12 protein-coding genes and 2 pseudogenes are annotated in these 13788 nt (G+C 68.8%); 4 read left to right on the top strand and 10 right to left on the bottom strand.

Features of this window, described 5'->3' with window-relative positions:
* Positions 1–562: 562 nt before the first annotated feature.
* From ACWC09_RS50980 to ACWC09_RS50970, 3 genes are all read right to left on the bottom strand, one after another.
* Positions 563–2002, bottom strand: a complete 1440-nt coding sequence (locus ACWC09_RS50980; protein ID WP_450858970.1) for an alginate lyase family protein — start codon at positions 2000–2002, stop codon at positions 563–565.
* 65 nt (positions 2003–2067) lie between these two features.
* Positions 2068–2370, bottom strand: coding sequence for a hypothetical protein (locus tag ACWC09_RS50975; RefSeq protein WP_450858968.1), 303 nt, complete (start codon positions 2368–2370; stop codon positions 2068–2070).
* A 122-nt stretch (positions 2371–2492) separates the two neighbouring features.
* The gene (locus tag ACWC09_RS50970) at positions 2493–3257 is read right to left on the bottom strand and encodes an alpha/beta fold hydrolase (protein WP_450858966.1); all 765 of its coding nucleotides are present in this window, start codon (positions 3255–3257) and stop codon (positions 2493–2495) included.
* A gap of 63 nt (positions 3258–3320) precedes the next feature.
* On the opposite strand from ACWC09_RS50970, the gene ACWC09_RS50965 reads away from it, so the two are divergent.
* Complete coding sequence (locus ACWC09_RS50965) at positions 3321–3758, top strand: MarR family winged helix-turn-helix transcriptional regulator (protein WP_450858964.1); 438 nt, start codon at positions 3321–3323, stop codon at positions 3756–3758.
* An 85-nt stretch (positions 3759–3843) separates the two neighbouring features.
* Positions 3844–4452, top strand: a complete 609-nt coding sequence (locus ACWC09_RS50960) for a nitroreductase family protein (RefSeq protein WP_450858962.1) — start codon at positions 3844–3846, stop codon at positions 4450–4452.
* A 101-nt stretch (positions 4453–4553) separates the two neighbouring features.
* On the opposite strand, the pseudogene ACWC09_RS50955 reads toward ACWC09_RS50960, so the two are convergent.
* Positions 4554–5486, bottom strand: a pseudogene (locus ACWC09_RS50955) (hydrolase); the annotation flags it as partial.
* Between the two features lie 353 nt (positions 5487–5839).
* Between ACWC09_RS50955 and ACWC09_RS50950 the strand changes: the two are divergent.
* Entirely contained in the window at positions 5840–6085 is a 246-nt protein-coding gene (locus tag ACWC09_RS50950) for a hypothetical protein (RefSeq protein WP_450858960.1), read from the top strand.
* 388 nt (positions 6086–6473) lie between these two features.
* Here the strand turns inward: ACWC09_RS50950 and ACWC09_RS50945 are convergent, their stop codons facing one another.
* The 4 genes from ACWC09_RS50945 to ACWC09_RS50930 form a co-directional block, all read right to left on the bottom strand.
* Positions 6474–6821, bottom strand: a complete 348-nt coding sequence (locus tag ACWC09_RS50945) for a DUF1330 domain-containing protein (RefSeq protein WP_450858959.1) — start codon at positions 6819–6821, stop codon at positions 6474–6476.
* Between the two features lie 265 nt (positions 6822–7086).
* Positions 7087–9132, bottom strand: coding sequence for a diguanylate cyclase domain-containing protein (locus ACWC09_RS50940; RefSeq protein ID WP_450858957.1), 2046 nt, complete (start codon positions 9130–9132; stop codon positions 7087–7089).
* Between the two features lie 320 nt (positions 9133–9452).
* On the bottom strand, positions 9453–10844 hold the full coding sequence (locus tag ACWC09_RS50935) for a PP2C family protein-serine/threonine phosphatase (protein WP_450858955.1): 1392 nt from the start codon (positions 10842–10844) through the stop codon (positions 9453–9455).
* 408 nt (positions 10845–11252) lie between these two features.
* A complete protein-coding gene (locus tag ACWC09_RS50930; protein ID WP_450858954.1) occupies positions 11253–11705 on the bottom strand; it encodes a helix-turn-helix domain-containing protein in 453 nt (150 codons plus the stop codon).
* 216 nt (positions 11706–11921) lie between these two features.
* Between ACWC09_RS50930 and ACWC09_RS50925 the strand changes: the two are divergent.
* A pseudogene (locus ACWC09_RS50925) lies at positions 11922–12242 on the top strand (STAS domain-containing protein); the annotation flags it as partial.
* Between the two features lie 110 nt (positions 12243–12352).
* On the opposite strand, the gene ACWC09_RS50920 reads toward ACWC09_RS50925, so the two are convergent.
* Together ACWC09_RS50920 and ACWC09_RS50915 are read right to left on the bottom strand one after the other, a co-directional pair.
* Positions 12353–12475, bottom strand: coding sequence for a hypothetical protein (locus ACWC09_RS50920; RefSeq protein ID WP_450858952.1), 123 nt, complete (start codon positions 12473–12475; stop codon positions 12353–12355).
* 153 nt (positions 12476–12628) lie between these two features.
* Positions 12629–13663 (bottom strand): hypothetical protein, encoded by a 1035-nt coding sequence (locus ACWC09_RS50915; protein WP_450858951.1) that lies wholly within the window; start codon positions 13661–13663, stop codon positions 12629–12631.
* Positions 13664–13788 lie beyond the last annotated feature (125 nt).

Here is a 13788-nt window from a genome sequence, read left to right as displayed (position 1 = left end):
ACGCCCGCCGCTGCGGGCGGACACCCCCCGCCCCGTCCCCTTCCCGCCGCGGGCGACTGACGGCCACATAGCAAACGCCGACTACCTGCACGCCCCCAAGGGGCGCGGGGAACTGCGCGACCGGCCACGACGGCGCCGCACTGTGATCCGCGGGCGACGGACGGCCCATGCCGGCGCAAGCCCCCTGCACGCCGCTAAGGGGCGCGGGGAACTGCGCGACCGGCCACGGCGGCGCCGCACTGTGATTCGCGGGCGACGGACGGCCCAACGCAACGCAGGCCCCCCTGCACGCCCTCAGGGGCGCGGGGAACTGCGCGACCGGCCACGGCGGCGCCGCACTGTGATCCGAGGGCCGGACGGCTCAACGCGACGCAGGCCCGCTGCACGCCCTCAGGGGGCGCGGGGAACTGCGCGACCGGCCACGGCGGCGCCGCACTGTGATTCGCGGGCGACGGACGGCCCAAAGCAACGCAGGCCCCCTGCACGCCCCCAAGGGGCGCGGGGAACTGCGCGACCAGCCCCCACGCACCCGCACCCGCCCTACGACCTGTCGCCGCAGTGCCTACGAGCGCCCGGCCCTCTCCCGTCGCCGCAGCAGAAGCAACCCTCCCGCGACGGTCGTGATCCCCGCGGCCGCAGCCCAGCCGACGATGTCAGTGGACCCCGTAGCCGCTAGGTCGGACCCTGCGGACGAGGGCGAGGCCGACGCAAGGCTCGTCGCCGCACCCGCCGCCGAAGGCGCCGAACTCGGTGAAGCCGGAGTGGTTGTCGTCGCCTTGTCCCGGGTGAACGCCAATGTCCCGAAGCCCAGTTGGTCGTAGCCGCCACTGTTGGGCCCGTAGTCCCCGCCGCCGCCCTCGGGCGCGGTCTTGGCGGCGATCCGGGTGAGGTACGTGGCCGACAAGCCCCGCCGCTTCGTGTAGTGGTTGGCGATCATCGCCCAGATGGGCCGGGTCATCGCGGGGTCCACGGACGCCGCCGCGCTGGCCGTCTCCGACCCCGACCACCCCCCGATCGCCCCCTTCCGGCGGGTGTTGGCGGTGTACCCCACCTCCCCGCCCATGCTCCACTTCGCCACGTACTGCGCCCCCTTGAGGAACCGGCTGTCGTCATAGCCGTAGAGATCGAACCCCTGGTTCCAGGCCATCTCGCAGAACGTGCCCATGAGACCGACGCCGAGGAGCGCGTGGCCCTGATCGCGGCCGGCCTCCAGCCATTCGGCCAGTCCGTCGTCGTACACGACGGGAATCGCGTTCTTGATCGACCCGAGCCCGGCGCCGTGCTTGAAGTAGTCGACGGCGCGGGCGACTTGGGCCTTGTCGTCGCAGAAGATGCCGGTGGCCAGGACGCAGGCCATGGCGGCGAGGTCCCAGTTGGTCCAGTAGTTGGTGACGACGGCGTTGTTGTGGTGGACGAGGAAGTCCTCGCTGAGGGGGGAGAAGACCTTGGTGAGCATCTCCTGGAAGCGGGCGAGGTCGAAGTCGCCGTGGTCGCGGACCAGTTCGGCGGCGTTGGCGGCCTGGTAGCCGTAGAGGCCGGCGGCGAGGAAGCGGTCGGCCGACCCTTGGAGCGAAGTCAGCTTGGCCGACCAGGCGTTGAGGATCGCCACGGCGGTGTCGGCATGGGCGGCCTCGCCGCTCACGTGGTAGCGCAGGGCGTTCTGGTAGGCGGCGTGCAGGTCGTTGTAGAGGGCGGCGTAGTTCTGGGGGCTGCCCGCGCCGCGGTAGACGATGGTTTGAGGGTTGGGTGTCCAGCCGCTCTGTGCATGCCGGTTGGCGGTCAGCTTCGCGAATCCGGCGGTGTAGGGCGCGGCGCCTGCCTTCACCTTGGTCGCCATACGGGTCAGGTCGGCGGTGGTGTGGAGGAGGCCCGGGTGCGCGAAGGTGCCGCCCGCCGCGAGGGCGGGGGTGGCCCCGGTGGCGGTGGCGATGCCTACGGCTCCGGCCGCGGCGCCCGTCGCCTTGAGCACAGTGCGGCGGCTGATGTGTCGTGTCGTATGCATGCCCAGGAGACGTGTCTACGCCCGCCCGATAACGAAAACCCGGGAGGACGAGTCCCCGCGGCGCCTCAGGGCCTGCGGTCGGCCACCGCCCAGGACGCCACCGCCACCGCCCCGGCCACTCCGAACACCGCCGGCCAGGCCCCCACCTTCTTCGCCAGCGGATGCGATCCCGCGAAGGCGGCGACATACGCGGCCGTCAGCGCCCCGGCCGCCTTCCCGCCCGCCCGCTGCCGCCACTGCTGAGCGGCCGCGGCTCCGGCGACGGCCAGCACGGCCCCGCCCAGCTGCCGCTTCCTGGTCCAGCGAGCCACGCCGTACCCGCCGACGAGCCCGGTCGCGGCGACCACCGCACTGGGAACCCTGGCCATGCCTGCCTCCTCCACCTCTGACTGATCTGCTCCGAGGCTAACGCCAGGGCCGCACGGCCATGGAAATGGGCCGGCGATCGGCTTCGGAGACAGCGGGTCGGCCACCCGCTCGGCATCAGGCGTCAACGCGTGGCGGTCCGTCGCAGATGCGTGTCGATGAGGTCGTGCGTCGCCTCGGGCTGCTCGATGTGCGGAAGGTGGCCCGCCTTGGGTACGACCTCCAGTCGCCCGTCGCCGAAGGCCTTCGCGTACGCCGCCCCGTAGGCCGGCGTGACGATCCGGTCGCTCTCTCCCCAGAGAAGGAGCGCGGGCTGCCGTACGCGTCCCAGCCGGCGCAGCAGCTTCGGGTCGTGCATGTTCGGGTCCCCGGCGAGGGCGCGCATGGTGGTCATGTTGCCCTGGCGGCGGGCGAGTTCGGCGGCGGGGAGGGTCGCCGGGTCGATGTAGTAGCGGTCCGGGTCGTGCCAGGAGTGCTCGGCGGCGGCGCGTGGGTCGAGGGCGAAGAAGTCGATGATCGGTTCGGAATCGACGTACACGCCCACGGCATCGATCAGCACCAGTCCGCTGATGCGGTGCGCGGTGTCCCGTACGGCCATCTCGGCGGCGATCCACCCGCCGAGCGAGGAGCCGACGACCAGTACGTCCGTGAGGTCCTGGTCCTCCAGGAGGTGCAGGTAGGTGAGGGCGAGGTCGTCGATGCCGGTGCACCAGTCGGGGAGCGGGGTGCCGTCCCAGCCGGGGTGGACCGGGGCCAGGACGTGGGTGTCGGGCCGGGTGAGGTGCTGGGCCAGACCGGCGACGGTGGCGGGGCCTCCGCCGCCGTGGAGGACGAGGACGGGGCGGGGGGAGGGCTGGGATGCCTGGGGCTGTGTATGGGTGGTCGTCATGGGGACCACTGTAACTAAACATCTTTATATAAGCTAGCTTAGTTGTGAGGGTAGACTCGCGGCATGCACGGTGACCTGCAAGTTCAGCTCCAACTCCTCGGGCGCGCTGTCAAACAGGCCCAGTACCGCCAACACCGCGCCCTGGACGGTGCGTTGGCGGCGGTCGGGACCACCCTCGCGCAGTGGGACGCCCTGCGCGCGATCGGCCGTAGCCCCGGCGCCTCGGCGCGCGAGCTGGCCGCGGCGACCTTCCAGACCGAGCAGGCCTTCGGGACGCTGGTGGGGCGACTGGCGGGGCAGGGGCTGGTCGACCGGCGGCCGGGGCGGGGGCGGCGGATCGAGCATCACCTCACGGCGGTGGGGGAGCGGGTGCTGGAGGCGGGGCACGCGGTGGCGGACGAGGTGCTGGCGGAGTGCTTCGCGGGGCTGGGGGAGGCGGACCGGGAGGTGTTGCTGGAGCTGCTTCAGCGGCTGAACGGGGAGGGGGCGGTGGACGGTTGACTCTTCCGGGAGTGGACGGATGACCCTTCCGGGGGTGGACGGTTGACCCTTCCGTCCCCGGGAGTTGGTGGCAGCATCGGCTGACATGGAATTCTCCGAGGTGGTCCGTCGTCGCCGGATGATCCGGCACTACTCCGACAAGCCCCTGGCCCCGGAGGTGATCGAGCGCATCCTCGCCTCCGCCCTACGAGCGCCCTCGGCCGGCTTCTCCCAGGGCTGGGCGTTCCTCGCCCTCACCGACCCGGCCGACCGCGCCCGCTTCTGGCCGTTCGTCCCCACCCGGGTCGAGAAGACGCCGACGATGCAGGACGCCCCGCTGGTCGTCGTACCGCTCGCCCACAAGGCCGCCTACCTGGAGCGTTACGCCGAGCCCGACAAGGGCTGGGAGGATCGCGCCGAGGCCCGTTGGCCCGCCCCGTACTGGCACATCGACACCGGCATGGCGGCCCTGCTGATGCTCCTGACCGCCGTCGACGAGGGCCTCGGCGCCTGCTTCTTCGGCATCATGCCGGAGCATCTCCAGCCGTTCCGGGCGGAGTTCGGGGTGCCGGAGGAGTACGACCCGATCGGCGGGATCACCGTCGGGTACCGGGCGGAGGACATGCCCGCGCCGAGCGCCCGTATCGCGGAACGGCGGCGGGGCGCGGCCGAGGTGATCCACCGGGGACGGTGGGGGAGGCATGGCGCCGGCTGACCCGTCCCTGGTGATCCCTGGCGGTCATGGTGCGGGTGCGGGGTCCGGAGTGCCTCACCTCCGGACCCCGCACCCGCCTGCGTATGTGCCGCCCCTTACGAGGACAGCCACTCCGTGGCGTTGAGGGCGAGGGCCGCGTTCGTGGCGCCGGTGTCGTTCCAGCCGTCGTAGAGCGTGTTGCCGGACTGGCCCGTGCCGTCGTCGATCGGCGAGCTGTCGCCCCAGAAGGCGACCTTGCCGCTGCCGTACGTGCTGGTCAGGAAGAAGGCGCCGGTGTTCCCGGAGTAACCGGAGCGGTAGAGCAGGCCCTTGACGTTCGAGTTGTCCGAGGGCTTGAGGGTGGCGGTGGTGCCGCTCGCGATCAGGCTCTTGGTGACGGTGCCGAAGGAGCCGTGCAGGACCGGGTCGCTGCTGTCGGTGATCGCTTTCGGGTAACCGGAGCTGATGCTCAGCGAGTCGATCGAGAACCCGAACGGGTCGTCGCTGTCCACGCTGTTGTTGGTCATCAGGTCGTTGAGGATCTCGACCGCGTCGTAGCCGTCGTTGTTGCGGTCGGCGCCGGTGTGGTCGGAGATCATGAACAGACCGCCGCCCGCCGACACGAACTTCATGATGGCGGTCTTCTCGGCCGTCGTGAACTTGGTGTTCGGCTCGGGCAGGACGAGCGTGTCGAAGTTCGAGAGGTCGGTCGAGGACGAGCCGCCGTACGTCAGCGCGCTGGTCGCGGTCTTGAGGCTGTAGTCGCCGGTCTGCTGCAGGGCCACGCCCCAGGACGACAGCGCGCCGGTCCAGTCGGTCTCGTCGGAGGGCGAGGAGTCCTCGTTCAGCGGGTTGGGCTTGCTCGTCGAGATGATCCAGTCGGCGTTGCCGGCCTCCTCCGCGTGGCCGTCGTCGAACAGGATGCGGTGCGTGGTGGCCGCGGCGGCGGGGGTGGTGGCGACCGCCTGGACGGTGGCGCCGGCGGCCAGCATGCCGAGCGCGGTGAGGGCGGTGGTGAGCCTGCGGCGGGACGTGCCAAGACCAAGGCCGAACATCCGGTGGACCTCCATGGTGGGGGGACCCCATGAGTGGGAGCTGGGGTGCGAGATGGGGGTGCTGTGGGGGGTGGTGGGGGTTCGCTATGGGGGTGGATGGGGGATGGGGGTGTACGGCGGTGCGGGCGGCGAATCTTCGCGCGTAGAACGAGCAGTTGAACGGGCAATCGCCGCTCGACACAAGGCTGGACGGTACACAGCGGGCTTGCGTGGCGGGCAGAGGGCGTACGGATTCTTGGCCGCCACTTGATCTTCTCTTTGACGTGAACACGCAATGAGGGATAGTCGAACGGGTCTTCTTCAAGCCCCCCTTGACGCTCGTGGAACCGCCGCGCGCGAGGAGGGTGCCGGCAATGCCCGTACCCCGGTGGCCCGTTGCCACGTACAGCTGCTCGACTTCGTCGCCGACGACCGTCACGAACCCCGCCATGGCCCCTCCGGCGACCGCGACGACGGTGTCCGCGACCCGCTCGGCGACCCGGCTCGCGAACGACACGGGGGCGGACGGCGACCAGCTCGTCGGGTACGTGGCCCAGGTGGCTGTCGCGCCATCCGGTGCGCCAGATATCGGCAACGGCCGCTGCGTCGGCGGGGGTTGAGGGATGAAGGGGGATCTGGGCGTCGCCGGGCACTTGTGTTGCATTCCGTGCGGCGACAGTTCGGGGATGGGAAGGGGGAGGGAACGGGGGGGGACGGGGATGCGCTTCGCGAAGTGGCTCGGCGGCGTGGTGTGGACCGGGTCCTGGTATCTGATGTACCTGGAGATCACGCGATGGCGCCATGTGAAGCCGTCGTTGGCGTTCAACGCGGGACCCCCATTCCGGGGACGGACATTCGGCCGCGTCCCGGGACGCCCCTGATCCTGCTCTACGTCGCCTGCGCAGCGGCCCCGCCGGTCGTCGCGGCCGTTTCGGTGATGCAGATCCGCGCGCACCGGGCCGACGGGCCGTCCCACCGCACCGTGCCTTCCTGACCGCCGAGGTGAGGCTACTGATCAGCCATGGCCGCACGCATCGCCTTCGCGGTGGAAGCCGGGTCGTACCCCTCCGGAACCCCCGGCACCAGCACGATGTCCCCCTCGATATGCCGCGACCGCAACGGCGCGATCTCCTGATACTTCGCCGAGTCCCACCACTCCCGAGCCGCCTGCATCCCGGGAAACGCGATCACCACCACATGCCCGGGCCACCTCCCCTCCTTCACCTCGTGCGGCGAGCCATGCACCAGGAAACGCCCGCCGTACGGCTTGAAGGTGGCGCTGATCCGCTCGATGTACTCGGCGATCTCCGGGTGCGGGGCGGCCTCTTGCAGATGGGCTATGGCGTAGGCGGTCATGGCGTCCTCCCGGTGCGGGTCGGCTCGATCGGCGAACGGCCGGTCTCCGTGGGTACGTTGACGATCGTGGCAGCGGCCCGAGCGGGGATCCATTACCTCGCGGGTAGTCGGCCGATCATGCTCCATGCCGTACGACCCGATGACGCTCCATACCCAGCTCGGGCACCGCACCCGGACGGGTGAAGGGGGCGGGATGGGATCGCCGGTTATCCGATACGTCGCCTGTCCCGTACGTCGCCTGTCCCATGCGTCGCCAATGTTCGCATCAGTGGTTCAACGTGCCGCTGTGGGCGTGTGGATGATGGCTACGGATGCGGCCCTTGCCGGCGGCCTTGGCCGCGTACATGGCCAGGTCGGCGTGGTGCAGGAGTCTCTGCGGTGTGATGCCCGGGTCGGCGACCGCCATGCCGATGGAGGCCGAGACCACCACCTTCTTGTCGCTGAGCCGGTACGGCCTCGTCAGTGTGGCCAGGATCCGCTGGGCGACCTCGTGCGCGCTTGAGGGGTCTGTGTCCGCGTCCCATTCCAGGAGGGCGGCGAACTCGTCGCCGCCGAGGCGGGCGACGGTGTCGCCCGCACGCACGGACGCCTTCAGCCGACCGGCGGCATGAGCCAGCAGGGCATCGCCCGCTGCGTGTCCGGCCGAGTCGTTGACGGCTTTGAAGTCGTCCAGGTCGACGAAGAGAACCACAGGCGGGGTTCCGCTCGCGGCACGCTTGCGCAGGGCGTGGGCGACCCGGTCGGCGAACAACGCACGGTTGGGCAGGCCGGTCAACGCGTCGTGGAAGGCGAGGTGCTCGAGTTGCGCCAGCTGTGCGACCCGGTCGCTCACATCGCGGCTGACGAAGACCATTCCCCTCGGGTGGTGACTGATCGTCGATTCCATGTGGCGCCATTGTCCGTCGGCGGCCCGTACGCGGCAGGACACGCGGCGGCCCCGACCACGGATGCCGGACCCGGCTTCCTCGCGCAGCGTCCGGACGGCTTGCATCAGGGTCTCGACATCGTCCGGATGGCAGAAGAAGGGCAGGGCAGCGCCCACGAACTCCTCGGGCCGGTAGCCGAAGACCTGGTGGACCGCCGGACTGACATAGAGCACCCACCCCTCCGGAGAGACGATCGTGATGACGTCGCACGTGCCGTCGACCAGCGTGCGGTAGTGGACCTCACGCTCCGCGGACTCATTGATGATCCTCAGGTGGTCGGCGTGGGTGACGCCCTGCCGGGCACCCAGCACGAGGAGCACCGATCCCGCCAAGCCCGACATCACCATGTCGACGGAGCCGCCGACGGCGACGTGCACCGCGACAGCCAGTGCACAGACAGCCACGGGCACGAAGGCCGCCACCACTCCGATGACCGGCATCATCCGCTGGTCGACTCCCAGGGCGCTGACGCCTCCAGGCAACCACGGCACCACGGTGAGGAGCAGCAGTCCGGCCATCGAACAGACTGCTGCCGGAGGAATCCCGTACCAGGTGCCGGGACCGGGTAGCAGGACCCGCAGCATGTCGCCCATCCCAAGGAGGGCGAGCGCCGACGCGGCCACCGTGACCGCTGTGCGCTCCGCACGATTCAGGCAGAAGCGCAGGGCAACGAGCAGTCCCAGCAGGAGAATGTCCGTCACCACGGGCGCGAGACCAAGGAGTGACGCCGACAGGTCACCGCCGCGGTCGGCGCGATCGAGCAGAAGGATCCAGCCCAGTGTGAGCAGCGAACCCGAGATCAGCCAGCCGTCCAGCAGGCGTCGTAGCCGCATCAGCGTTGTGCCGTTGTCCGCAGCCACCATCATCAGTCCGGCGACGGCCACCACCAGACATACGACGATCCCGGCGACCGCTAACGGGCGGATCACGAACTGGAGGACCGTATCGGAATGCGCGCGCGAGGAGCCGATCCGATCCACGAGGAGTCGGTGAAGACCCCCTGCGGCCTCCGAGACGGCAAACAGCCGAAGGCGAAAACGTACTCTCCCCCCAGCCGTGCGAGCGCGGGCAAGTAGGGACACGGCGGCTGCCCAGCACCCCGTCGGCACACCGATGCCGGCCGGCACAAGCAAGGCCGCCGCTGCTCCGATTGCCACGGCGAGAACGAGCGCAGCACCCTGGCTGCGGCCCTTTCCCACCCACGCCGTGTGTAGTCGACCGGTGTGGACGGTGTGGTCAGAACCGTCTCGACCGGCCCACTCATGGATCATGTGAACCCCTGACGATGAACGAGCGCAGAGCGGACGCGGAAACACCCAGGACTGCTCGCGCAGGGGAAGAGGATAGGAGAAGCTTTTCATTTGCCGCACGATCGGCTTTAGCATTTTCACCTGAAATGGTGACAGCTCTGTAATTTGGGTACGGCGGCACCTGGGAATGGGCAATGTGGCAGGTTTAAGCCGACGCACTCCGATACTTCCTGGCGCGATCGGAGGCCGTGGAGCGCCCGTCTACTGAAGGATCGTCAGATAAGTGACATTCGGCAGATCGTGCGTCTGGGAAGTGCCACAGATGAGGCGGGCACCATGCAGGCCGATCTTGTTGCGGTTCCTCGTTCTCTGGCCGGCTCTGCGGATTCAGAACAGGAGCGCCGGCGCGGTCGGCTGACCGCCGGTGGATTCGCACGGCAGCATGCGGGTGAGGATCAGACGCATGCCGGCCCGGCCAGGCCGTCAGGAATGCCGTTCAGGCGGGCCATGAGGAGGGTGATGTCGTCGTGGTGGCCGTCGGGGTGCCGGTGCCGCAGCAGTGCCTCACAGCTGTCCTCCAGTGAGGAGTGCTGGGCGGTGAGCCTGTGGCCGAGCCCGCGGAGCGCCTCCTCGATGTCCTGCCCACGGGTCTCCACCAGGCCATCGGTGCACAGCAGGAGGAGGCTGCCGGGGGCAGCGCGCAATTCCAGCGTGTCGAAGGTGGCGCTGCCCACGCCGATCGGCGCGCCGACGGGGACCTTCAGCAGGTCGTTGCTGCCGTCGGGTCCCACCAGCACCGGCGGAAGGTGGCCGGCGCTGGCGAAGGCGGAGTGCCCGGTCGTCGGGTCGTAGACGCAGTACAGGCAGGTGGCCAGGCGGGGGTGGCCCAGGCGCTGAGCGAAGGCGTCGAGCTGGGCCAGCAACCGCCCAGGGCTCAGGTCCAGCGTGGCCAGAGCTCTGACCGCCGTGCGCAGCTGCCCCATGACGACCGCTGCGTGCAGGCCGTGACCCGCCACGTCGCCGATGACGAGTCCGACTCTGCTCCGGGGCAGGGGCATCACATCCAGCCAGTCGCCTCCGACCCGCGTGGTGTGACTGGCGGAGTGGTACCGGTAGGCGATCTCCACGCCCGGTAGGCGGGGCGGCGGCGTGGGCAGCAGGCTGTGCTGCAGCACCGACGATGCCGCGGTTTCGTTGCTGTGGATGCGGGCGTTGTACAGGGACAGAGCTGCCCGCCCGGCCATCTCCTCACAGGCTGTGAGGTCGGCGGCGGCGAAAGCGGGGCGATTGCCTTGGCGCCCGAACACCACGAAGCCAAGGGCCATGCCGTGCGCCACCAGCGGCACCAGCATGACAGCAGAGCCCTTCAGCACCGCCCGGGCGGCCGGGCCGTCGAGCTCGGCCGGGAGGCACTGCACGACGTCCTCGCCGACGTGGGGAATGAGGACCGGTTGGATCGCCGCGAGGAAGCGGGCCATCGCCGTGCCGGCCTTGTAGACGAACATCTTTCCGGGAGGGAGTTCCTCCCCGCCGTGCAGGTCCTCGTGGAGGACGGCCGCCACGCGGTGCATCACCACCGCACCGTCCAGCTCCTGGGGGGCGGGATCCTCGTCTCCTGCGACCATCTGATGGAACAGATGGACCGAAGCGAAATCAGCGAACCCGGGTACCGCCAGGCCGGCCAGCTGGCGGGCCTGGCGCTCGAGATCCAGGGTGGTACCGACGGTGCTCATGGCCTCGTACACGAAGGCCAGCCTGGCGGCATCGGCGCTGGTGCTCGCCTTGCGGGCCGCTCGGTGATCGGAACCGAGGCCCGGCAGAGCGCGTTTCTGTGTCTCCGGCGGCAAATAGGCTCCCTGACGTTTGCCGGGGCACCGGCCGCGCCCTTGGACGATGAGCAGAGACGAGGAGAACCGCGCCCACCCCGGCCCCGGGTTGGCCCAGATGTCCCAGCGCGACACTATCGTCCGAACCATGCCGGAGTGATCACTCACACGGGTGATCCCCGCACCAGCGGTGGCTGAACGGTGGTCCGCCTTCCGTCGTATGCGGCCGACCTTGGCCCATCGGTGCGGTGACCCGTCCGTGCAGCCTCCGTAGCCAGGCGGCCCGATGGCCGCGGTCGGGACACGGGCCACCTGCCGCGGGTGAGGGCGGTGCCCCATCCGGGAGGGCACTGCCGGAACCGGACATGCCGTGACCGAGGGTGCGCTCGACCGCCCCGCTGAACTGCTCCGCGCAGCCCTCCGGCCCGGTCAGGCGCCGTCCGTTCGCTGAGCTGCGTCGAACTGTTCGGCCACCCGTCCGATCTTCGCCAGACGGACCAGGACCGGTCGGGACAGCACCTGTTCGATGTCATGCAGGGCGACGATCAGCTCCTCGACGCCGTCCAGGGGAGTGTCCTTGTCCGCGTGCAGGAGAACCGCTCGGTACTCCTCGGGCGAGACGGTTCTGCCGGGCATCTCGATCGGTTCCTCGCCGCTGTCCGCGACGAGCAACCCCGGAATCGAGGTGTCGAGCGCCAGCGCAAGGGCGGTCAGTTCGGTCGCCGTGAACGCGCGACGGCCACGCTCGGCCTGGTGCACCGCCTGCCGGCTCCACGGCCTGCCCAGATACCGGCCCAGCGCCTCTCCCAGCTCGGCGAGCGACATCCGCCGGGACTCTCGCAACCGGGCGATCTGGTGCCCGATGGCTTCCTCGACCTTCATGCCCACCCCTCTCGCGTCATTCCCCAGGATGACACATTAACGCCAGGATTGACGCCGCCCCGCTGCACCTCCTACCGTCATCACAGGGCATTCACTGTCATTTCAAGCGATGACATGTGGCGACGACCCATGGAGCGAGTCATGTCCGCCGGCGGCATCGACACCTGCCGGCCCCGAGCATCGGAGACGGCAGTGCAGCAGTTTCATCTGGAACCCATGAGCGCGGGAGGCGGCGGAGCCGTGCTGCGGGTCGGAGGCGAGATCGACGTGTACACCGCCCCGAAGCTGCGCGAGGCGGTCATCGCACTCGTCGACGCGGGCGCATCGCACATCATCGCGGATCTCCGCGAGGTGGAGTTCCTGGACTCGACCGGCTTAGGAGCCCTGATCGGCGCCCAGAACCGGCTGCGCACACAGGACGGTTCGTTCCGCCTGGTCATCACCTCCGACCGCATCATCCGGCTCTTCCGCATCACAGGGCTCCTCAAGGTGTTTGAGATCCACCCCTCGGTCCTGGATGCCGTCGCGGGCGACGAGCGTTGGCGGCGGATCGTCGTGGGCGGGGGTGAGGGTGAGGGTGAGGGCGGGGGCGTCGAGGCGTGGTGTCGGCGGCATGGGTTGGCGTGAGGTTGCTTGCGCAGCAGGGGCTATGCGTTGCTCCAGAACGCCAGGGCCTTGGAGATCAGGTCGTTGGCGGTGTTTCCGGAGTTCGCGGCGTTGCTGATGGCGGTGAATGCCTTTTTGCCGAGGGCGAGTTCGGTGATGGTCACAGTGGTGGGGACGAGTTCGTGGTAGACGCGTTCGCCGTCGTAGCAGTGTCACGACTGTGAGGGGTGTGAAGGCAGGGCAAAGATCCGGTTGGCGGCCGAGAGGTCGCTCACTGGCCGGTGCTACCTCGGGTGTGGGCGGTGTACGGATCCCCATCACGCTGGCATGGGGCAATCTATGCAGCGGAAACCTCGAGGAGTATTGCTCGACGTCGTGGAGTTCCCCTCGAACTCGGAAAAGCCACCGCTGTCGGTTCGATACACGATCCCAATTCCGTGTTCAGCGAGAAGGTCGCGGAGGTCTTCGCGGGGAAGGGAAGGCGTGAGGACCATCAGGTGGAGGGGTTGATCGTGGATGAGCTCTCTCAAGTGGCTTCGTGCATGGAGGAGTTGAGCGAGAGCCTGGGTGATTGACTCGCTTGCTGCACTGCCCGTCGGCTCGTACAGCGTGTTGTTCGTCTGGTTGTAGAGGTCGAATACGAGTTGAGATGTCGAGTTCCGCATCGACAACTCCAGTTGAAGGATGCTCTCTCCGGCTGAAACCTCCTGCTCCTCGAAGGCGTCGGCCAGATCATCGCGAGCTGCTCCTACCTGGTCGACCTCGGCTGGTCGCTGAAACTGGCGCCTCTGACGTCGGTATGCCCGGGCTAGTCGGCCTGTAGCTTCATGCAAGCGGAACCTGGAACTGGGCGCAGGCTGAAGAGTGTCGGAAGCCTCCCGGACACATGGGCCAACTGGGCGCAGTCGGAAAACAATGACACTGCGGTCCTGGCCTAACTCGTCCTTGGCTTCTCGTATCTCGAAGGCCTTACGTTCGTCAAGCTTGAATTTTCCTATGTACTTGTGCGTTCGCGTGTCGCTTCCCGGGACCTTGCCGACGGCTATGAATAGATGCAGAGTGCGTCCCATTTCCGCATGGTTCAGGATTGCGGCATTTCCGCCATTGAGGGTCTGAGTGCCTTGCTTCCCGGCTCCCGTGTAGGTGAATACAGGGCCGAGGTCGTCATCCTCGGCGAGCCATCCATCGCGATAGCCGTAACGCTCGCCAATCTTGCTGTCCGAGAATAAGAGAACGTTGCGCTTCTCCTTGGCCGGACAGATTCCGGCGTAGCCGCTGCCTCCGAGTACGGGGTGGATCTGTGCACGTGTGAGGATGTCGCCGGGCTGGAACCCGGGCACGAGCGTCGTCATGAGTCGAGGTTAAGGGGCCTCAGTGGACGTTACTCAGGTTGAATCCGTGATGTCCGGTGTCTCGATCAGGCCCTGAAGGTCCAGGCCGGTGGTCGGCAGGCAGCCTGTGATCAGGTGCGGCCGGT

The sequence above is a fragment of the Streptomyces sp. NPDC001617 genome (assembly GCF_053596855.1).
The sequence above is the reverse complement of the archived record's forward strand: the minus strand, read 5'-3'. Positions and strand labels throughout refer to the sequence as shown.

Coding starts and splice junctions, on each gene's coding strand:
- ACWC09_RS50980 (WP_450858970.1), bottom strand. CDS start 2,002: ATGCATACGACACGACACATCAGCCGCCGCACTGTGCTCAAGGCGACG.
- ACWC09_RS50975 (WP_450858968.1), bottom strand. CDS start 2,370: ATGGCCAGGGTTCCCAGTGCGGTGGTCGCCGCGACCGGGCTCGTCGGC.
- ACWC09_RS50970 (WP_450858966.1), bottom strand. CDS start 3,257: ATGACGACCACCCATACACAGCCCCAGGCATCCCAGCCCTCCCCCCGC.
- ACWC09_RS50965 (WP_450858964.1), top strand. CDS start 3,321: ATGCACGGTGACCTGCAAGTTCAGCTCCAACTCCTCGGGCGCGCTGTC.
- ACWC09_RS50960 (WP_450858962.1), top strand. CDS start 3,844: ATGGAATTCTCCGAGGTGGTCCGTCGTCGCCGGATGATCCGGCACTAC.
- ACWC09_RS50950 (WP_450858960.1), top strand. CDS start 5,840: ATGCCCGTACCCCGGTGGCCCGTTGCCACGTACAGCTGCTCGACTTCG.
- ACWC09_RS50945 (WP_450858959.1), bottom strand. CDS start 6,821: ATGACCGCCTACGCCATAGCCCATCTGCAAGAGGCCGCCCCGCACCCG.
- ACWC09_RS50940 (WP_450858957.1), bottom strand. CDS start 9,132: ATGCTAAAGCCGATCGTGCGGCAAATGAAAAGCTTCTCCTATCCTCTT.
- ACWC09_RS50930 (WP_450858954.1), bottom strand. CDS start 11,705: ATGAAGGTCGAGGAAGCCATCGGGCACCAGATCGCCCGGTTGCGAGAG.
- ACWC09_RS50915 (WP_450858951.1), bottom strand. CDS start 13,663: ATGACGACGCTCGTGCCCGGGTTCCAGCCCGGCGACATCCTCACACGT.